Source organism: Elusimicrobiota bacterium, assembly GCA_016706425.1.
In the GTDB taxonomy this organism is placed as follows: Bacteria; Elusimicrobiota; Elusimicrobia; order FEN-1173; family FEN-1173; genus JADJJR01.
On the sequence record JADJJR010000001.1, the window covers coordinates 1,237,412 to 1,258,397 of the forward strand.

Here is a 20,986-nt window from a genome sequence, read left to right on the forward strand (position 1 = left end):
TTAAAACGGGGGAGCAATGAAGCAACTTGCAAACCACACGCGGCTCGCGCGGCGCTCCTTCGGGGCGTTGACGGCCGTTGGTTTGCTCCTGGCGGCATCTTCCGCGCAGGCTTGGGAATCCTCCAACGGGACCCAGCGCCTGACCCGCGACGAAGTCAACGCCGGCGGGGACTTTCACGCCACGGGCGGGGTTTACACCCTGTCGGGATCCGTCGATTATATTCAGAACAGCGGCGTCTCCGTCGGGGGGGCTTTCAAAGGCGCGGGGGGGGTGCAGTCGGTGATGTACTATCCCAACAACGTCGCCAGTTTGAGTTTGTCCTCCACCACCCTCAACTACGACTCGCAAATTCGTTTGGATTGGGTGGAACCGGCGATTTTCCATGACGACACGCCCGGCGGTGTGACGGTGGGGGGGTACCGCATTCGCCAGTTGCAAGGCGCCACGATGAGCGAGGCGCAGTTCAATTCCGGGGCCACAACCGATGTCGCCGGTGTTGTCCCCTCGCCAACGGGTGTGGGAACCACATTAAATCACGTGGCCACGGGGTTGTCCTACAACCGTTCCTACACCTTCGGCATTCGGGCCCACGACCCGGGCAACGCCGACCCACGGGGGGAAGCTTACCGCATTTTCACTCAAACCCGCGCCACTTTGCCGCGGCTTCCAACCATTGTGAGCGTTCTTCCGGTTGCAAACAAAAGCAAGCAATTGGATGTGACTTTTAATATGCAAAACCCCAATCCCGACAATTTGTTTTATGAGGTCCAGGTAGCGAGAGACATTGATTTTACGGTTGGCGTAAAACAAAAATCAAATAATTCTATTGCTTCAGGGAACTTGACGGTCAGGTTTGGTGACGGTGGGGACCCGCTGCAACAAAACACTCTTTACTACGCCCGCGTGCGCACGCGGGGGGTTGCGGTTGTCTTTACACCGTATAGCCTCGGCTCGGGAACCACCGGAGCCGCCGGGGTGGGCATTGTATTGACCGGGGCGGATCCGTCTTCAATTTCCGTCACGGTCACCAACAACGAATTTGGCACCGAATCCCGGCCGGAGTGGAGCTCCGATGGCAATAATCCCTGGAGTTCAACGGTCGCGACGACATCGGTCGCCAGTTACAGTGCAACCCTAACAGGCCTTTTTGCCAACACGACTTATTATGTTCGGGCGGCCCTTTACGATCCTCACCCGAGTTTATTGTCCACAGCCACCCTTTCCGCTCCGAATTACCCCCTGGTCACGGGCGTGTTGAATCCTTTTCCCCAGGTCACTGGCGGCGACACCACCAGCATGACCCTAAATTGGCTCTACCCCTTGGCCAACAACGGAGCGGGCGGTCCGGTGCCGGGCTCTTATTCCTATTTGTTCCAAATTTCCAAGGACGACTTTGCCTCGGTGGCCAGCCAACAAAGGGTGTTCTTTGCCGGGAGTCAACCGGGTGATCACACTTTTTCGTCCTTGGACAGCAACACCCTTTATAAGACCTCCGTGACGGCTTTCAATCGATTGGGAACAAACACTTATTCCGAAGCGGCCAGTCGTATTCTGTTCCCAGCGTATTACACGGCTCCCAACACGCCCAATTCAGGGTCTTTCGGTGTGACGGCCGATCCCACAAGCAAAGTAAAAGTGGTTTGGGGGGCCAATGGCAACAGCGCGTCCACCTCGTACCGGGTCGAGCTATCGATCGATAACTTTGCCACTCTGGTGGCGACGCAAACGGTGCCCGGGGCTTTCGAGTACACATTTGAAGCCCCCATTCACAATGTTTTGGCCAACCAAGAGTATTTCGTTCGCGTCAAAGCCTTGCCCATCGCGGGCAGCGATAAAACCGACAGCCCCTACCTGGTTATCGGTTCGACGTTCACGAGGCCCTTGGAAGCCCGCCTTTTGACCGTGACGCCGGGTGAAAACACGATGGCCATCACTTTTTCGTCTGCCACCACCAACGGGGTCGCGAAAAACAACGCCATCACCCAATACCGATTTTCCTGGTCCGACGGCGGGAGCAGTTTCGGGAGCGTTTTCCCGATCGATCTGCCAACACTCTCCGGGGTGACGCCGTCCAATCTGATAAAAAACAGCACTTACACGTTGATGGTGGAAACGGTGCGTCATCCTTCCAGCGGGTGGAGCAACGTTTCTATTTCCAGTGCCCGGGTCACTTTGGCCGGCACCCCGGACTTTTTGGTGCCTTTCGTCCACATCACCTCTGTGACGGCGCGGTGGTCAAGCAATGCCAACTCCCCGGGCACCTTGTATGAGTCTCTTATAGCGAACAATCCCAATATTCTGCCCGTGCTGACGTCTTCCATGACACGGAATGTTTTCGCCACATACGAAGGGCTGATTCCGAACACTTTCTATTATTTTAAAACTCGCGCAATCAGCCACGAGGGGATTGCCACCCTCTTCGACCCGGACCACCCCGCCACCGAGCCCGCCTACCAGGTGGCGACGTTCCCTCAATCGCCGCTTATTCTGGACTACGTAACTCCCGACGAATTCCAATTGACCTTAAATTGGAGCGGGCAATCCAACAATCCCATCACGAATTATCGGGTGCGGCACAGCAGCGTCAGCGTTTTGGCGGTTGCGTCGACCTCTTACGACACGCCAGCGGTGTTTTTCTCCTCCTCGGTGCCCAATTTGGACCCCGACACAATGCATTATTTCCAAGTGCGGGCCGACTACATTAATGACAGCAACACGTCTTCGGCGACGGTTGTCTCAGCCACCTGTACTTTGGCTCAGGTTCCGCAGGGACTGGATGTTCGAAGTTTTGCGGGTGCGACCGCCATGAACGTGAATATTTCCATCGGGCGCAACCGACCATTAACAGAGTACGCTTTTGAAATGCTTGATCATCTCAATAACTCATTGGGTTTTATGGAGTTTTATCTGGACGCCAGCGCCAAAGCCATTCGCCTTAAATCTTCAAACCCGTTCGTAAAGGATTGGGCCCCTCTCAACCTCCTTGCGGAAAAATCAACCGATCCGGGGGAGGAGGAATTATATTTCTTTAAAGTGACGGGATTAGTGAACAACCCCAGCCAAGTCAAGAAACTTCGCGCCTACGCCCGCAACCAATTGGGCCGAGAAACAACTTACAGTGCGGCATTGCCTTTGATTTTCCCATCCGGACCGCCGGTGGTGACATTGAATACTTTTATGGGGGTGTATTACGCCACCCGGACCGTGCTCGGAGACACGGATGTGTATTATTCCACGGACGCTGTCGACGGGCCTATTTCCTTCTTGGCCAGCGGCTCTGGGCACTATAACGTTGCGTTTAACCAGAGCGCTCCTTTGGCGCCCACTATGTTGGTCGATTTCCAAAATCAACCGGGATGGAATGGAGATATCGGTGAGCCGTCGGACGCCTGCTGGGCCCCAGTTCCCGGGGTTGGCGCCCTTAACAACACCGCGCTACGGTTCTGCACCGGTTCGACGGAGGGGATTTATTACCTTCATATTGTGGGCGATCGCCTCAACGCAGCCTCGGTTGATCTCCCCAAGCTGATTGAGAATTTCCCGCCCGGGGCCGGAGCCAATCAATCCTACTTCCGAGTTAAAGTTGATTTGACACGGCCCGATCCCGGCGCCGTCCGAGCCTTTGCCGATGGATTTGAAATTCCGAACGTCAATCCCGAGCGATATGGTTTCCAAAACGTTATTTTTACTTGGTGGCCGAGCGGTGTGGACAACGGGAACCCCGTTTCTCGAAGCCCGATCATTGGTTGGAGTTACAGTTTCTCAACGAATGCTTTGGATGTCCCCGTCCAATCAACTTCGGGTGTGAAATTTATTAACCACCCCACTGTTAGCAAAACACTCTTTGTGGGGGATCTCGGGCCGATTCCGGATGAAGAAACCTACTATTTCAAAGTCATTGGTGTGGACCGCGCGGGGAACTGGACCGGCGCGCCTCAGGTCTTCACCTACAACTTCAAAAAAGACGTGGTGGAGCCCCATTTTGTGGAAGTTTCTCTGACTGGACACCGGTTGCCGAAAGGGGCGGCGAACGAATTTCACTACGCCGCGGTGGATCCGACCGCTCCCCTTCGGATTACATTCACCGAACCGATGAACCTCTTGGGCGCCGGGGCCGTTCAATTTGTTAAGACCCACGACGCCGCGGGCAACCAAACCTCGGTGAGCGTGCCTTTTGCCTCCAACGCCAATGTCATCGACGCCACCACCACCGTCATGGAGGTGACGGCCGCGTTTGAATACGGAGCGCGGTACGAGTTTATCACCAGCACCACCAACCTCCGCGACCTGGGCGGCAACCGGCTGCCCGCCGCTGAGAAATTCTCCGTGGTTTTCTTCACTTTGGCGGACGGCGGTCCCATGACCATCCGCAGCGGTGTCCCGGGACAGGAAGTTCGGCTGGAGGTGGCGGCGGGGGCCCTCGGGCTGGCGCCGACCGGCTTGGCCTTTGACGACAACGTGGCCGGCGACGGTCATCCCGTGGGCCAAATGGTGACCCGCGCCAACGGCGCTATGGCGCGTCGGTCGGGAGGTGTATACAACCAGGTGTTGACCGCCAAAGAGTTCGTCCAATACGAACCCGATGGGACGAAGGTGACGACCCCGGTGTTGGCCCCCGTGCGGATCGTCTTCCCGTACGATTTCCTTGATCAGGACGGCGCCACGAACGATGGAAAACTTTCCAACGTTCCCAGCGGACGTCCGATCTACGAAGACCGCCTGGCCATTTACAAATTGGACGAGCGTTCGGGCGCTTGGATCAAGATGCCTGGGACGCTTTTGGACCCGGGCCTCAAAGAGGCAAGTTTGCAGGTCCAATCGTTCGGAATTTATGCCTTGATGGGGGCGCCCAGCTTCAGCCTCACGGACGCTCACCCCTTCCCGGTGCCCTACCGCGCTTCGGAAGACAACGGCGCCGGCATCACTTTCGTGTTCCCCGGGGCGCAGATCGCCACGGTGAAAATCTTCACCTTGGATGGACGCCTGGTTAAAACCCTCCATGAAAACTCGGGGGCGGGGTTGGTTTCCTGGTACCCGGTCAACACCGACGGCGGGGAGCCGGTGGGCTCCGATGTGTACATTTACGCCATTGAGAACGACCAGGACCGCCGGGTGGGGAAATTGGTGATCATCCGATGATTACGACACAGATTCGGTGCGTTTTAACGGCGACACTTTTTGGGCTGGCCGCGTCCTTGTCCGCGGACGCCGGCAAGAGCTCCGCCAATTTCCTCAAGATGGGGGTGGGGGGACGCGGCGTGGCCATGGGCGACGCTCAGACCGCGGCCACGGACGACGTCATGTCGGTGTTTTGGAATCCGGCCGGTTTGGCGGAGTTGTATCAAAACGAAGTGGGTTTTATGCACAACAGTTCGGTCCAGGGGGTTTCCCAGGACGTCGTCTATTACGCCCTGCCCACGAATTCGGCCAATGTGTGGGCGGTGGGCTTGAGCCATCTGAGTATTTCCGGGATCAATGGCCGGGACTCTTTTGACGGCCTCACCGGGGATATCCCCGCTTCCGACACGCTGATATCCCTCAGTTGGGCCCGGCCCTGGGACGAATTGCCTTGGTTCGGCGGGCTTCAAACGGGCGTCAATGTTAAATTCCTCCGAAAGATCCTGGACCAGGATTCGGCCTTGGGGTACATGGGGGATTTCGGGGTTTTGTACGAGGCGCGGGGCACGCGGTTTGAGGGATTGCGGACGGGTTTGGTTTTGCAGAATTTCGGCACCGGCATCAAGTTCGATGGCGCGAGCACCCCGTTCCCGTCCGCGATCAAATTGGGGACGGCCTACCCGTTGTTCGGCAAGAATATGACCCTGGCCCTCGACGGCGTGTTGCCGATGGACGGAGACCTTTTTTTCAACATCGGGGGCGAGTACAAGTTGTGGGAGGTGCTTGGGTTCCGCCTCGGGTTCAAAGGCGACCAAGACACCGACTCGGGGTTGACGTACGGCCTGCAATTCGGCACCGAACGGTTGCACCTGGACTACGCGTTTGTTCCCATGGGAACGTTCGGGGACAGTCACCGCGTGAGTTTCAACATCCGGTTCGGGCGCGCTTTCCGTCAAATGAAAGTGGCCAATCAAGTGGAGAAGGCTTTCGACCGGGCCAAAGCGAAATACGCCGACGGCTATCTTGTGGACGCCTACATGTTGACCACCGATATCCTCAGCGTGGCGCCGTGGCATCAGCCGGCCAAAATGCTGGCCAAGCGCATCGAATACGATTTCAAGGCGATGGAAACCGAGACCCGGCAGCAACAATTGCAGGCCCAGGTGGACGAGCACTTCGCCCGGGGCGAACAGTTGTTCCAAATCGACAGCATGCTGGATTCGCGGCGCGAATTTGAATCCATTCTGGCCCTCCAACCCGATCACATGGGCGCCAAAACATATCTGAACCGCATTGACGAGCGTTTCCGCAGCGTGTCGGAGAATTTCTACACGTTGGCGGCCCAGGCGTTTTCTTCGGGGAACTTCGTTCTCGCCAAGGAAAACCTTGAACGGGTGGTGGCCGTGGACCCCAACCACGAAGAGGCGCGGCAAATGTTGTCCCGCGTGGATGACGCGCTGCGCAAGGAATTCGAGGCCGCCGATCGTCTCGCCCGTGAGCAGCGGATCAAGCCTTTGATGGAAGCCGGACAAGCTTTGATGAACGAGCGGAGATACGAAGAGGCCCTGGGGAAATTCAACGAAGTCCTGGCCATCGACACCGGAGAGAACGACGCTCGTCGCTTGCAGAGTTTGACCAAGGATCTAATCGCCAAGGACGCGTACAACGCCGGAATGAACGCCGCCCGGGAAGGCGATTACTCCCGCGCCGAGGCCCAGGCGCGAAAAGCGTTGAAGTACCGCCCCGAATACGCCGAGGCTCAAACTTTGCTCGATCAAGTGCGCGAAGAGGCCAAAAAAGTCAACACGGGGAATTCGCAGCGCCTGTACCGCGACGCGCTCGAGGCGTTCTTGTCGGGCGATCGCGCCAAAGCTTTGGAATTGACCACGAAAGCCTTGGAATTTGACTCCGAGAACCAAGAGGCGCGGCGCATGTACGAGCGCCTGACCGGAAACCCTTGGGCCGGTCGCCAACCCTAACGGCTGAAGAAAGAGCGGGACTCCGCCATGAAGCCAATCGTCGATCGCCGCCGCGTGTTGCTGGGCGCCCTCCTGGGGGTGGCCTGGGGTGTTCGCGCGGCTTCGGGAGATTCCGCCTCGCCCGTCGAACTCCTGCAAAACGCCGTGGACGCCTATTTCGAGGAACGTTACGACGAGTCCATCCGCCTCTACAAAGCCATCCTCCAGATCGACCCTCTAAACGCCGCGGCCGGAAAAGGGCTCAGGACGGCGGTCAAATTGCAGGATCGAAAAATCAAAAAATTGCGCGAAACGGAACGGCCCAATTTCGACGCGGTCACGGCCTACGTGGCCCAGGACCGCCTTGTGGAGGCCTCGGATCGGGTTCGCGACATCGCCACGCGTCTTCCGCTTCATTCCGATGTCAAGAAACTGAACGCCGATATTCTCGCTCGCGCGGAAAAGGCCGTTTCCAAAACCCGGGCGGAATCGAGCGATCGGTATTACGCCGAAGGGGTGGTGGCCTACTTAAAGGAAGACTGGTTTAAGGCGGTGGCTTCTTGGGAGCAGGTGTTCAAATTCAATCCCAGCCGGTTGGACGTCAAAGCCAAAATGGAACGGGCGCGCAAAAACCTTCAGGAACAGGAACGCTTGGACCGATTCCTGATTCTGTTGGACGTGGGGCGGGAGATGACGCGGCAAAAATTGTATTTGGAAGCGATCAGAGCCTGCACGGAGGCCATTTCCCTGGATCAAAAAAATCCGGAGGCCCGGGCTTGCCTCGACAAGGCGCGGCGGGGCAATATTGAGGAAATGGCGCGGATGCGTTCCGAGGAGGTTCAGAGAATGTTGGAACGGGCCATGGGGCATTTCACCACAGGCCAACGGGCCCAGGCCACCCGGGGTTTCCAGGCGGTCCTGGATAAAGATCCGTTGAACCGAGTCGCGGCGGATTATTTAAATCGAATTTACGGCCGCGATCCCGGGTTCCAGATCAGCGACAACCCTCTGTCGGACGGGGGGGCTGGAAATTATCGGCGCGGACAGCAATACTTGGGCGAGGGTCGGTTTGACGAGGCGAACGAGGCCTTCGAACGCTATTTGGCGGCCCGGCCCGATGACGCCAAAGCCCAACAGGCGTTGGAAGATTCCCGGGCGCAACAGCGGGAAGCCGCTGAATCCGCCTACCGCGAAGGTTTGACGCACTGGGCCCAGGGGGATTTGACCCGGGCCAAGGAATTGTGGGAAAAGACGTTGCGCATCGATCCGAACTATGTGAAAGCGAAGCAGGCCCTCGTGAAGACGAAGCAAGAGGAAAGTCGTCCGCGGTAGGCGCGTCGGACCACGACAACCGGAGGAGTCCCGCATGAAATTTCAAGCCCGTCGATGGAGTTCCCTCGCGCTGGTCGCCGCGTTCTCAACCTTCGGTTGGAGCGCGGCGAAACCGTCGAAAAAAGACATCCCCGCCCCCCGTCCCAAGGAAAACGTCATCGAAGGGGTGACCGTTCTTGGGGCCGGCCGGTTCGCGAAAGTCACGATCGAAAGCACGCGGGCCCTAAAATACCGGGAAGTCATGACGGCTAAGGGGCAGGGATTGGTGCTTTATTTCCTCGAGCCAGCCATTTCCAAGCGACCCGCGATCGAAAAGGTGTTTCACGATTTGGTCGAGGAAGTTCGGTTCGGGTACAAGGCGGGCATGGCCCCCGCGCCCGGAGGGGCGGCCAAGCCCCTGGATTTTATCGACATTCGTTCGAAAGAGCCGGTGGCTTTCGTCGTGACCCAGAAAGAAAACTTTCTCGTCGCGGAACTGCGTCCCGCCCCGCGCAGCAGCGAACAGGAGGACCAGGAGGCCGGCCGGGAAATAAAATCCCCCTTGTCCACGCCCCAGGTGGGCTTGCCCTCCAATCCCGTGTTAAAAGACTTCTTGGATGTTGGCTTGGCCAACCACCAGCCGCTGAAAGTGGCGGAACGGGAATACAGCGTGTCCAAATTCCGTTACCTTGAGGCCATGCGGAACATCCTGCCCGCCGCGACGGCCAAATTTTCGAAATCGGAAGGCACGCTGTTCGAAGATCCGACGGTGTCCACCGATAACACGAAATTCAAAAGAAAAGAATACGGGTTTGAGTTCGGGATCCCCATTTTCCACAGCGGACGTAACTTCTACAACTACCGGTCTTCGGCGTGGCAAATGCAGGGCGCCCAGCAAAACATCCGCAAAGTCAAGGCCGAGGTCACTTTTGAAATAGTGAAGGCCTATTACAACTTGATCAAAGCCCAGCGGTCGTTGAAAATTCGCCGCGAAATGTCGGGGCGCGCCGAGAAGATCATCGAACTGGCCCGCAAAAAAGGACAACTGGGTCTGATCACCAAGGCGGATCTCCTGGGGGCGGAATCGCTTTTCAGCCAGGGGTATTACCGGCTTCTTTCCGACGAGAAAGATCTGGAGATCGCGCGCCTTAAAATGGCGTCCCTCCTGAACATGGAACAGGCGATACCCGATTTGCTCTCCACGCCGCCGGACGCGGTCAATCCGCAAAGCCTGGTGGAGTTGGGGGTCCCTCCTGAATCCCTGGTTCAATACGCCTACGAAAACCGCCCCGACAAATTGGCCGCTGATTACGCCTTCCTGGCGCAAAAATTCGGCCATCGCGCGGCGGCCGCGGCCAATATGCTCCGCGTGGACGGCACTTATTTCCTCGGCCGGTCGGGCGGCGCCTTTGAAAGCGATGAATTGGATTTGGGACGAAGTTGGAACATGGGTGTCCAGGCGAGCCTTTACGTGGGGGGGAACACCGTCAAGGCCTCCACCTCCAAAGAACACATGACCCCCGACTACGCGGAAACGACGGCCCAGGACGTCAAGGCCATCAGCGGAAGTTTCGCCCTGTTTGACTCTTTCCGCTCGGCGGGGGACGCCCGGCAGGCCGAAGCCAGCCGCATTCGGGCGCAGTACGAACGTTTCCAGGCCCGGCGCAACGTGGAAGTCGATGTGCGCGAGGCTTATTACAACATCCAAAAGGCCAAAATTCAGATTAAAGGCGCTCGGGTCGAGCTGGACTATCGCGACAAAGAGATGGACATCGCTCAGCAGAAAGAGCGGATGAACATGATCGAACCTCAGCAAACCCTGGCCGCCGAAAACGCCTACGCCGACGCCGTGTCCAATTACGAAGAGGCCTTGGCGTTTTATCGGATCTCGCTGGCGGGGCTGGAACGCGCGGTGGGCGTTCCCCTGACGGCCATCCCCGAATTTCGGTAACCCCGGGACCCCATGTCCCTCGCGCGATTCATCGTCCGCCGGCCCGTCACCGGCACCATGTTTTACGCCGCGGTGGGGCTGATGGGGATCATCTCCTGGTTTTTCACCCCGCGGGAACTCTTCCCGTCCATTTCCTTCCCCCAATTGCTGATCATCACCCGCTACGGCAACGCCGCCCCCGAGGAAATCGAGAACCTCATCACGAAAGTGATTGAAGAGTCGGTGGGCACGGTCCCCAACCTCAAACGCGCTCGGTCGCTGTCCAAAGAGGGGGTGTCGTTGGTCACGCTGGAATTCGATTGGGGCACCGACATGGGGTTCGCCCATCTCACGGCCCGAGAAAAATTGGACCAAATCAAAGACCGCTTGCCTTCCGAAGCGGACGATCCGATCATCAACCGCATCAACCCCTTCGCCCAGCCCATGATGGTGTACTCGGTGAGCGGAAATCAAACCATGGGCCAACTCACCGAAATCGCCAAGCAAGTCATAAAACAACGGGTGGAAAAGGTGGACGGCGTCGCATCGGCCGTTATATCCGGCGGCGAGGAGCGGGAGATTTTGGTGGAAGTCGATCGGCCCCGGATGGAATCCCAAAATGTTTCTTTGACGATGTTGGTGGACACCCTCAAGGATTCCAATTTGAACTATCCGGCGGGGACGGTCCAGGGCAGTTTTTACGAGTATCTCATTCGCACCATGGGGGAATTTCAAAACATCGCCGAAATCCGCCGTTTGCCGGTGCGGGTGGAGCGCCCCGAAGAAATGGACAGCCGCCCGCGCTGGCGGGGGCGACGCAGCGAGGACAAGGACCGGGATTATTCCGTAAAAGACCAACGCCTCATTTATCTCGAATCCATGTCGGAAGTAAGGGACACCTTTAAGGAAAAAAGCAGTTTCTCCCGCTACAACGGCAGCGACAACGTGGCCATCGCCGTCCAAAAGCAAGCCGACGCCAACACCCTGGCCACCGCCAAAAGGGTTCGTTTCGCCATGCGGGAATTGGCGGGGGTGCTGGAGCCCAAGGGCGTCCGGTTGGAACTCGTCTACGATGAGGCGGTCTTCATCCAACAGGCCATCAGCGGCGTCACGAAAGACGGGATTTTGGGCGGCCTCTTGGCCTTCTTGGTCCTTTATTTCTTCCTTCGCAGTTGGAGCATTGCGGCCATTGTCGCGATGTCGATCCCCACGTCCACCTTGATCACTTTCACCGGGATGTTTTTGAAGGACATTTCCATCAACATGCTGTCCTTGGCGGGGTTGGGGCTGGGCATCGGGAATATGGTCGATAACTCGATCGTCGTCGCGGAGAACATCGCCCGGCACAAGACCGAACTGGGGAAAAGCGGCGCCGATGCGGCCATGGACGGGACGGACGAAGTGGCGCCGTCCATGATCACCTCTTCCCTTACCAACGTGGCCGTGTTGCTTCCTCTCCTGTTCGCGAAGGGGGTGGCCCAACTCGTTTTTAAGGACATGTTCTTCATCGTCACCGCGGCGTCGTTCGCCTCGGTCTTTATTTCCATCACCCTCGTGCCCCTGATGATGGCGCACCCGATCGGTTTCCAATGGTTGACGAGGTTGATGAAGAGAAATCCGGCGGCGGGGGAAACCCCGCTCAGTGAGCCGCCCCCCCGCGCGAATATTTTTCGACGGGTTGCGGATTGGTTTGTCCGCGGTTTGTCGGAACAAGCTTTTGGTCGATGGATGATGGCTTACCAACGGAGCCTGGCTTGGGTTTTGCGGCATCCCAAAACGACGGTCCAAATCGTTTTGTTGGGTGCGCTGGCGAGTTTCGGCCTTCTGGCCATTCAAGACAAGGTTTTTATGCCCAAGGTCGACCAAGGGCAGTTTATTTTGAAGATTAAGATGCCCGTGGGGACGCGACTCGTTAAGACCGATGAGGTGATGCGCAAAGTGGAGGGCTTGTTGAAAGAGGTGCCGGGCTACAAAGAGGCTACCGTCGCGGTGGGTTCCAACGCCAGCGAGGCGGTGGAAGCCCTGGGCGACCACGAGGGGCAGGCCATCGTCAACATCAATCGAAAAATCCGTTCCACCGACGAATACATTGAGGAAGTCAAAACCGTCTTGGACTCCCAGGATCTGAGCGGGGCGGAAGTCCAGTACATTCTCCAGGACAGCGTTCTGGCTTCGGCTTTCGAAACCTCTTCGCCGATCGTGGTGGAAATCAAAGGCCCCGATTTGACCATTCTTAAGAAAATGTCCGAGGAAATCATGCGCGGGCTGGGTGGCATCAAGGGGGTTTACGGGGTGAAAACCAGCCTGGCCCTGCCCTCAACGGAAACGCGGGTGGAAATCGACAAGGTGCGGGCCGCCTCCTACCAACTTTCGGTCGCCGAGATCGCCCGAACCGCGCTGATCGGCATCAAAGGGTTTGTGGCGACGAATTACAAAGAGAAAGGACAGGAAGTGGATGTGCGCGTCCGCCTGCGCACCGAGGATCGGACCAGCATGGACGATATCGGCCGTTTGTCCGTCCTGTCGCGGGACGGCATGGCTGTCCCTCTTTCCGAGTTGGCGTTGTTGCGCACCGCGGAGGGGCCCAGTGAAATCAAGCACATGGATCAACAAAGGGCCATCGTGGTGAGCGGCAACATCGCCAAGAGGTCAACCCGGGACGTTTTCAAGGACGTCGAGGCTTTGCTTTCAACGTATCAAGGCGTGGCGGATTATCAAGTGGATTTGACCGGCGAAAGCCGACAGATCAAGGAATCTTTCGGGGGATTGGTCGTGGCGATGATCTTGGCTGTGGCGCTGGTTTACATGATCATGGCCTCGGAATTTGAATCCCTTTGGCACCCGTTCATCATCATGGTGACGGTACCGTTTTCGGTTGTGGGTGTGGCCATCAGCTTGGCCATGACGGGAACGCCCCTCAGCGCCCCGGTCTTTTTGGGCATGATTTTGTTGGTCGGGAGCGTGGTAAACTACGGCATCATATTGATCGATTTTATGAACCAGCGGCGACGGGAAGGCGTGGCCCTTTGGGAGTCCGTGGTGGAAGGATGCTCGACACGACTGCGGCCGGTCTTGATGTCCTCCCTGACCACGGTGTTGGCGGTGTTGCCCTTGGCTCTGGGCTTGTCCGAAGGCGGGGAATTGGCCTCTCCCATGGCGGTGGTCACCTTTGGCGGTTTGGGAATATCCGTCCTGCTGAGCTTGTTCGTTCTTCCTCTCGCTTATTACCATTCCGAACTGTGGCGGGAAAAAAGAGGTTCTGAACCCGTCGCCGAGTAACCCCCATGTCCCTCCCCTCATTTGCCGTCCGTCGGCCCGTCACCACCGTGATGTTCTTCCTGGGTTTGGCGATCCTGGGCGTGTTTTCCTGGTGGAAATTGCCCGTCGACCTCGTTCCCAACGCCGCGGCAGGCTCCCTCACGATTTACGTGGGCGTGCGGGGCGGTCTGCCCCCCGAAGACATCGAAACCCTCGTCACCAAAATCATTGAGGAGGCGGTGGCGACCGTCCAGCATCTCCGGTCCGTACTCTCCGTCTCCCGGAAAGACCGGTCCGTCGTCACCCTCACGTACGAGCCCGGCACCGACCTCAGTTTCGCCGCCTTGGAGGTTCAGGAGCGGGTGGCCAAGATCCGAAACAAATTGCCCAAAGACATTGAAAAGCCTGTCGTCGCCCATTACTCGGAGAACGATTACCCCGTCATCATCCTCTCTCTCACCAGCGATAAAAACACCCCCGAGCGCCTGCGGGAAATCGTTGATAACCAGATCAAACCAAAGCTCATGCGGGTCAACGGGGTGGCCAACGTGGAAGTCGGGGGCGGTCGGGAGCGGAAAATCCTGGTCGAATTCTATCAGGACCGGCTGGAGGCCTACCAATTGCCGATCCGCGAGGTGATCGACACCATCGGACGGAACAACGTCAACCTGCTGACGGGAAAGCGGGAGGACGGCGCCGCCGAACACTTCGTCCGGGCCATGGGGCAATACAAAACCATCGAGGATTTAAAAAACTTGAACGTCCGGCGAACCCGCGAGGGGTCCTCAATTAAGTTGCGGGACGTCGCCGACGTGAAAGATTTCTACCTGGACGCCCAGAGTTACGCGCGCTTGAACCGCAAACCCACGGTTTCGGTCTACGTTCAGAAAGAGAACAATTCGAACACGATCCGGGTGGCCGAACGGGTCCGAAAAGTGGCGCGCACCGTCCAAGAAGATATCCTTGGTACGCAGATCCAAATGGACATCATCACCGACCAATCCGTGTTCATCAAAGAGGCGATGGACAACGTCACCAGCAGTCTGAGCATGGGGATGGTATTGACGTTATTGGTTATATTTTTCTTTTTGCGGGATTGGCGCCACACCCTGGTTGTGTTTTTGTCGGCTCCGGTCGCCCTGTTGATCACGTTGTCTTTCATGCTGTCGATCGGGCTGTCTCTCAACATCATGACCTTGTCGGCGCTGGCCCTCGGCATCGGCACCGTGGTGGACGGCGCCACCGTCGTTCTAGAAAACATTCTCCATAAAAAGCGCCACGCGCGCAAAGAAGGGAAATCAGAGGACGGGGTTGTGCTTTCGGTGGAAGGCACGGAAGAGTTGTTCACCTCCTTGATCGGGTCAACCTTGACAACGGTGGTCGTGTTCCTGCCGATCGTGTTCATCAACAAACAGGTGAAAATCCTCTATTCCGGCCTGGCCTACACCATCGCTTTCTCCATGGTCGCTTCCCTCCTGGTGGCGGTCACCCTGGTTCCCCTTTTGGCGTCCCGCTTGGCCCTGCCGGCGCACAAGGGGTATTTATCACAGACGGAAAGGGCCAAATTGGCATTGATCATCAATTGGCTTAGGGGGAAGACGCCGGCGTTCGTGTTTCGCGCGACGGCGTGGGCCGCGGAGGCGACCCGTCGGGCGTGGGGACGTTGGGGCCATCACCACGCGCGCCGCGTGTTTCCAGCGGGGCCCGCGCCCGCCGCGCCCGTGTTGAACGCCGCCGATGGGACCCCTTTGCTCCCCCTGTGGAAGGAATACGCGGTGTCCGCCCATCACGCCTGGTACGGCCGGATTTGGCCATTGTTAAAGTCGGAATGGGCTTATCTGCGGGCGCGCCCGCAACGGGCCTTTCTCCGTTGGAGCTCGGCGGCGATCCGATGGCAAAAATGGATTTTCATCGGCATGGCCCTGGCGGCGGGTGTTTCGGTATATCTGTATCTCACGGTTTTGGAGAAGGATTTTCTTGGCACGACGGAACAAAACGAGTTCATCATTTACATCGAGTTGCCCGCCGGAGCCAAATTGGATATTTCCGACCAGGTGGTCCGCAAAGTCGAACAGGTCTTGTCCGACACCCCGGAGGTCTCCGAAACTGTTAAGACCGCCGCGGCCCGTGTCGAGGGGTGGTCCTCAAAAGTGTATGTCACTCTGCGACCGCGGTCCGAACGCTCGCGCTCCGTTCAGGACATCATCCAAGGATTGCGCCCGAAAGTCGCGGACATCGGGCAAGAGTACGATTCTTTCATCTACTTCTCGGAACCCGAAGCCTCCAAGGAATTTTTTATTGACGTATTTGGCCCGCAATACGACACGTTGAGGGATTTGGCGAGCGCGATTTCTCAGAAACTGCAAGCCGTCAAGGGGCTCACCGATGTCAAGCTTCGTTACAAACCCGGCCAGCCCGAAGTGCAGGTCAAGGTTGACAAAGAACGCGCGGCGCTTTTTAATCTGACGCTCAAAGACATCGCCGAGGATCTTCACGCCCGCATTCGAGGATTGAGGCCTTCCTGGTTTTTTGAGGACGCCCAGCAACTTGAAATCATCGCTCGGGATAAAGAGCAGTTTCGCAAGTCTCTTGAGGACATTCATTACATCACTCTCATGGCCCCCGACGGAACTATCATTCCAATCCAGCAAATATCCCATTTCGAATTCGCCCTAACCCCAAGTGAGGTTTGGAGAAAGGACAAACAGAGGGTCATCCAGGCCAGCGCCAACCGGGAAAAAACCGCCCTCAGTACCGCCGCCGAGCGCAGCATCAAGGCCATCCGGGATTTGGACGTTCCGACGGGATACTATTACCAGGTGGGGGGCGATTACGCGGACATGGTTCAAAATGAAAAAGAGTTCCGCTTTGCCTTTTTTATCATGGCGGCCTTGGTGTTTATCGTTTTGGCGAGTTTGTTTGAATCCTACGCCCAAGCCATATTGATTATGGTGACCATTCCCATGGCGTTTATCGGTTCCATTCCGCTGCTCTGGATCACGCGGACGTCGGTGACCATGAGCGTTTATATCGGCATGATTATGTTGGGGGGAATCGTGGTTAACGCGGCCATCATTCTCGTCGAACGGATGAATCAGGCGCGCCAAGAAGGCCAACGGTTGGAGCGGGCGGTGCTGGGATCCAGCCTTCTTCGGCTTTCCCCCATTCTCAACACATCCCTCACGACCATCGTGGACCTGATCCCCCTGGTTCTGTCCCGGAGTGAATCCTCCCAGTTGTGGGCCCCTTTGGCTTTGACGGTGATTGGGGGAGCCACCGTGTCCACCTTCCTGACGCTCTTTATGATCCCGGGCCTCTATTATCACATGGAATTGTGGCTGGCCCGTCGACGGACGGCCACGCCCCTCCCGGCGGGTTCTACCGCTGGGGTTGTTTAACCACCCACAACACCACAGGAATTGCTTAAGGGGTTTCGGTTGATGCGCCCCCCGCCGGTTCGGGAAGAGGGGGGAGCGGGGGCGTCGGCGGGGCCGGGCGATTTGGGGTTTGCCGCAAATCCGCGTTGATTTGATTCAGCCGGTTGATTTCGTTGATGGTTTGAAGGGTTTGCTGGAGGTGGGGATCAATCCCCGCCCCGGGTTTGGATCGCGGGATCTCCGTGGCGGGGGGGAGTTCCCCCGGTGTAAATCCCGTTGGAAGGTTGGCGGAGCCGAGATCGGACAGGGGCTTAAAGCGACGTTCCCGTTGGCTGGCCCAAAACACCCACCCCGCGATGGCGATTAAAAAGAGAGCGCCCGCCCCCCACCAAAGCCACGGTGGACGGCGGGCGCTCATGGTCAAACGGTCCCTGGGATCAGTTACGGGTGTTGGCTTCGATGCGAATCAGCAAGCCAATCACTTCCGCGATCGTCCAGAAAAACAAGAGGTAAAAGAACCCCAGGATCAGGGCCAGAATTGACGTTGCGCGGGGCGCGTCCGGCGTCCCGCCACCGACGAGAATGATGATGAAAAACACCAGTCCCAGAACGGCGGAGATAAGCCCCAGCCCCTTGAACGCCAGAGGAATGTATTTCAACGGTTTTTCACTGTTCATAATATGAAACCTCCTCGATAGACGGGGAAGTTAACGCCCCGGGATGAATACGAATCGGCGCTGCCGCCGAACATGGCGTAAATCTATAACACGCACCCAATCGTGTCAAGGGGAATTTAAAGAGGTTTTCTTTTCAGGTCGTTGAGAAATGCTTCTCGCGCTTGGAATGTGAAATGAAAGACTCCCTTGGGGGGCGCTTTTTCTTGGCAAGAGTGGCGCATACGAAAGGACAGGGTGGCCAAGGGGTTCATGAAATCGGACCTCGACGGAGAAATGGAATCCGTTGTCTTTGTTACAATTTCTACATATTTTATTTGCAAGAAATTTACCTCGGTTTTACACGCTGTTTACCAGAACTTAACCGAATCTTAAGACCAAAACCGCTATATATACAGTGCAATGACACTGAGCCGCAGGGGGAAAACTATGAAAAACACACTTAGCCGCCTCTGGCGGGCGTTGGTCAAGCCCGTCGATGGTACGCCGAATTTTGTTAAACACACACCGAGCCTGGAATCCGTGCGCCGCGGAGCGGCGGTGGCGATGGCGGTGGTGGTGTTCTATACGCAATCGGTGTGCGCCGGCACGGCAAGCCTCCCCCTCTTGCCTGTGTCGAAGCGGCCGGTTGTTGCCGGGCAGCTTGGATTGTTGGATCGATTGATGAAGTTTGTGGGCGCGGACAAGAAAGGGAGCGCCTACAAATTCCACGACAACGTGTGGAACGACCGTCGGAAGCTGACGGGGGAGGCGACGGAGCCGGGGCTGGACCCGAAGTCGCTGGAGAAGATGGTGGCGAATCAAGAGGCGCGGCGGGACATCGAGAACCAAAACCGGCACAACCGGGGGTACCAGGAGTTGGAGAAGTACCGGGAGCAGTACAAGCGGTCGGCCGGGGAGCTGGTCGCGAACCAGCAAATGGACGGTCTGGAAGGCGCTCTGACGCCTGGGGATCTGGCGGCGGCGACGGTGAAGGAAGTGATGGAAGCGATCAAGGTGAAGATGAAGTCGTTGTTTGGCGCGATGGTGGAATTCAAGATGGACGTGAAGAAGAACTACGACGGGACGTACCAGCGGACGTACCTGATCGATGGGCGGGCGAGCCGGATCTACAATTCGAAGACGCGGAATCCGCACGGTCAGTTGGTGACGCAGAACATCACGAACATGCGGTACAACCGGTCGCACGTGTTGATTTCGATGGATATCGAGCACAAGGACGTGAAGGGGCTGACGAGTTATACGCACCGGAAGATGGATTATCACGATGGGGCGAAGGCGATGGTGCCGAAGACGCAGTTGGTGAAGAAGTTGGACGAGTGGACGGTGACGCCGCAGGGGGAGAAGACGGAGTTGCACCGGTGGGACATCCAGTACGACGGTGCTGGGAACATGAAGAAGTTCGACGAGTTTCGGATTGACGAGAACGGGGTGAAGACGGAGAAGTGGTGGTGGGGGGGCGAGTACGACGGGGACAAGAACCTGTTGAAGTACGACGAATTGACGCGGAGCCGAGGTTTGGACACGCACGTGACGTGGGAGGCGACGGATTACGAAGTGAACGAGCGGTGGGACGCGCGGAAGGAAGCGGGGGAAACGGACAGTTGGGGGCGAAGTTCGCACCATTTGACGGGGTACAAGAAGACGACGACGGGGCCGGACGGGAAGGTGGAGTTGGACGTGTTCACGAACCTGGGGTATGACGAGTTTGAGAACATGATTCATTACGACCGGGAGGCGACGGATTTCCAAGGGAAAGTGATGAACGTGGTGTGGGACGGGGAGTACGACAAATTTGACCGAGCGGCGGCGTACAAGCAGACGACGACGGACGCGTTTGGGCACACGCAGGTGTTGGAGTTTAGCGGTGGGGAATACAACGTGTACGACGATTTGTTGGCGTACACGGAGAAGACGACGGAGAACGGGGAAACGAAGTCGCGCGTGTTCACGAACGGGGTGTTCGACACGAAACACAACATGATGAGCTACCGGGAGGAGGCGACGGATTCGAAGGGTCGAACTTCCATAAAGGAATGGAACGCGGTGGGGGAGGGGAAGGGGTATGTGCTGGGCGAGTTGCAGGGGTACGACGAGGTGGTGAATTACGGGGCGCTGGTGGTGACGTCGGAGGTGCGGAACATTCATTACGACGCGTTGCGGCGGCAGGACGGGAACGCGACGACGAAGCGGATCAAAGGGGTGGAGACGGACGGTGGGGCGGTGGACATTGTTTTGGTGGAAGACACGCGTGTGATGCGGAGCGACGAGGCGCGGAGCGTGCGGGCGGTGGGGTCGACGGATCCGCGGAGCATGAACATCGTGAACGTGGTGGGCGGGCGGACGGAGGTGCGGACGCGGGGGACGGACGGGGTGACGGGGGAGCTGTTGCGGGATTTGAAGGAAACGGTGGAACGGAGCCAGGTGACGGTGGCGGGGGATTTCAAAGAGGTGCGGCGGACGGAGGGGAAGGACGGGGAAGACGAGCTGGACAGCGTGGCGGAGACGATCCGGACGGGGACGGTGCTGGACGGGTTTGGGCGTGCGGTGACGTACCGTGAGGAGACGGTTCAGAACAACAATCCGGCGAGTTGGATGTCGCGTGTGGTGGACCGGATGAGCTACAACGTCGATGGGAACCTGACGGCGAGCCACGAGGCGACGTTGAATTCGTTGGGGGTGGTGGGGGAAGTGACGCGGACGGGGATGCTGTACGACCAGCAGAACCGGCTGTCGGAATACCATATGGAGCAGGTGTCGAGCGCTGAAGGGGCGACGGTGGGAAGCCAGACGCACCGGACGGGGATCAAATACAACGGGTTGAGCGACGTGACGCGGTACGGGGAGCGTGTGGAGCGACTGGGGACGGCGGTGGTGGAGACGGGTATGTGGAGCGGGACGTACAACGTGCTGGGTCAGGTGAAGACGTCGCGTGACGAGACGCGGCGAGCGGGGACGGTGGTTGAGGAGGGCGTGACGAAGGCGGTGGACGAGACGACGGTGACGGAGACGTGGGGGATGCGGTACACGAAGGACGGGGTGGGGGTGAGGCAGTATAAGGAGCGGACGGGGTCTTCGGCGACGCCGGATCTGGTGAATTTCCTGGAAGTGACGGGGGCGACGTACGATGCTTATAACCGGTTGGCGACGTTCAATCAGACGTCGCATCGGGTGACGGCGGAGGCGGCGGGGGTGGTGAACGGGGCGTTCGTGTTTGACGAGGGGAAGGCGACTTTGCATGAGGTGACGGTGACGGGCCGGACGGAGGCGGTTTTGACGGGAAGGGGGCTTTGACGGGATATAAGGAGCGGACGGAGACGCGTGACGGGACTGGGGTGGCTGGGGGATGGACGGAAACG

9 protein-coding genes are annotated in these 20,986 nt (G+C 57.9%); 7 read left to right on the top strand and 2 right to left on the bottom strand.

Features of this window, described 5'->3' with window-relative positions; all coding sequences use genetic code 11:
* Window positions 1-16: 16 nt before the first annotated feature.
* Genes IPI56_05100 through IPI56_05125 form a run of 6 tightly spaced genes read left to right on the top strand, consistent with a single transcriptional unit; the run spans window position 17 to window position 16,974 of the window.
* Window positions 17-5,140: a hypothetical protein gene (locus IPI56_05100; GenBank protein ID MBK7545111.1), complete on the top strand. Its 5,124-nt coding sequence runs from the start codon at window positions 17-19 to the stop codon at window positions 5,138-5,140.
* The gene (locus IPI56_05105; protein ID MBK7545112.1) at window positions 5,137-7,098 is read left to right on the top strand and encodes a PorV/PorQ family protein; all 1,962 of its coding nucleotides are present in this window, start codon (window positions 5,137-5,139) and stop codon (window positions 7,096-7,098) included. The genes IPI56_05100 and IPI56_05105 overlap by 4 nt, the downstream gene beginning before the upstream one ends.
* A 27-nt stretch (window positions 7,099-7,125) precedes the next feature.
* Window positions 7,126-8,409, top strand: a complete 1,284-nt coding sequence (locus tag IPI56_05110) for a hypothetical protein (GenBank protein MBK7545113.1) — start codon at window positions 7,126-7,128, stop codon at window positions 8,407-8,409.
* 34 nt (window positions 8,410-8,443) lie between these two features.
* A complete protein-coding gene (locus IPI56_05115) occupies window positions 8,444-10,339 on the top strand; it encodes a TolC family protein (GenBank protein ID MBK7545114.1) in 1,896 nt (631 codons plus the stop codon).
* A 12-nt stretch (window positions 10,340-10,351) separates the two neighbouring features.
* Window positions 10,352-13,597, top strand: a complete 3,246-nt coding sequence (locus tag IPI56_05120) for an efflux RND transporter permease subunit (GenBank protein ID MBK7545115.1) — start codon at window positions 10,352-10,354, stop codon at window positions 13,595-13,597.
* 5 nt (window positions 13,598-13,602) lie between these two features.
* Window positions 13,603-16,974, top strand: a complete 3,372-nt coding sequence (locus IPI56_05125; protein MBK7545116.1) for an efflux RND transporter permease subunit — start codon at window positions 13,603-13,605, stop codon at window positions 16,972-16,974.
* Window positions 16,975-16,999: 25 nt separating this feature from the next.
* Here IPI56_05125 and IPI56_05130 read toward each other — a convergent pair whose 3' ends face one another.
* Both IPI56_05130 and IPI56_05135 read right to left on the bottom strand, forming a co-directional pair.
* A complete protein-coding gene (locus tag IPI56_05130) occupies window positions 17,000-17,371 on the bottom strand; it encodes a hypothetical protein (protein ID MBK7545117.1) in 372 nt (123 codons plus the stop codon).
* Window positions 17,372-17,390: 19 nt separating this feature from the next.
* On the bottom strand, window positions 17,391-17,630 hold the full coding sequence (locus tag IPI56_05135; GenBank protein MBK7545118.1) for a hypothetical protein: 240 nt from the start codon (window positions 17,628-17,630) through the stop codon (window positions 17,391-17,393).
* A 426-nt stretch (window positions 17,631-18,056) separates the two neighbouring features.
* Here IPI56_05135 and IPI56_05140 point away from each other — a divergent pair, with 426 nt between their 5' ends.
* Window positions 18,057-20,921, top strand: a complete 2,865-nt coding sequence (locus tag IPI56_05140; GenBank protein ID MBK7545119.1) for a hypothetical protein — start codon at window positions 18,057-18,059, stop codon at window positions 20,919-20,921.
* Window positions 20,922-20,986: the final 65 nt, after the last annotated feature.

Coding starts and splice junctions, on each gene's coding strand:
- IPI56_05100 (MBK7545111.1), top strand. CDS start 17: ATGAAGCAACTTGCAAACCACACGCGGCTCGCGCGGCGCTCCTTCGGG.
- IPI56_05105 (MBK7545112.1), top strand. CDS start 5,137: ATGATTACGACACAGATTCGGTGCGTTTTAACGGCGACACTTTTTGGG.
- IPI56_05110 (MBK7545113.1), top strand. CDS start 7,126: ATGAAGCCAATCGTCGATCGCCGCCGCGTGTTGCTGGGCGCCCTCCTG.
- IPI56_05115 (MBK7545114.1), top strand. CDS start 8,444: ATGAAATTTCAAGCCCGTCGATGGAGTTCCCTCGCGCTGGTCGCCGCG.
- IPI56_05120 (MBK7545115.1), top strand. CDS start 10,352: ATGTCCCTCGCGCGATTCATCGTCCGCCGGCCCGTCACCGGCACCATG.
- IPI56_05125 (MBK7545116.1), top strand. CDS start 13,603: ATGTCCCTCCCCTCATTTGCCGTCCGTCGGCCCGTCACCACCGTGATG.
- IPI56_05130 (MBK7545117.1), bottom strand. CDS start 17,371: ATGAGCGCCCGCCGTCCACCGTGGCTTTGGTGGGGGGCGGGCGCTCTC.
- IPI56_05135 (MBK7545118.1), bottom strand. CDS start 17,630: ATGAACAGTGAAAAACCGTTGAAATACATTCCTCTGGCGTTCAAGGGG.
- IPI56_05140 (MBK7545119.1), top strand. CDS start 18,057: ATGAAAAACACACTTAGCCGCCTCTGGCGGGCGTTGGTCAAGCCCGTC.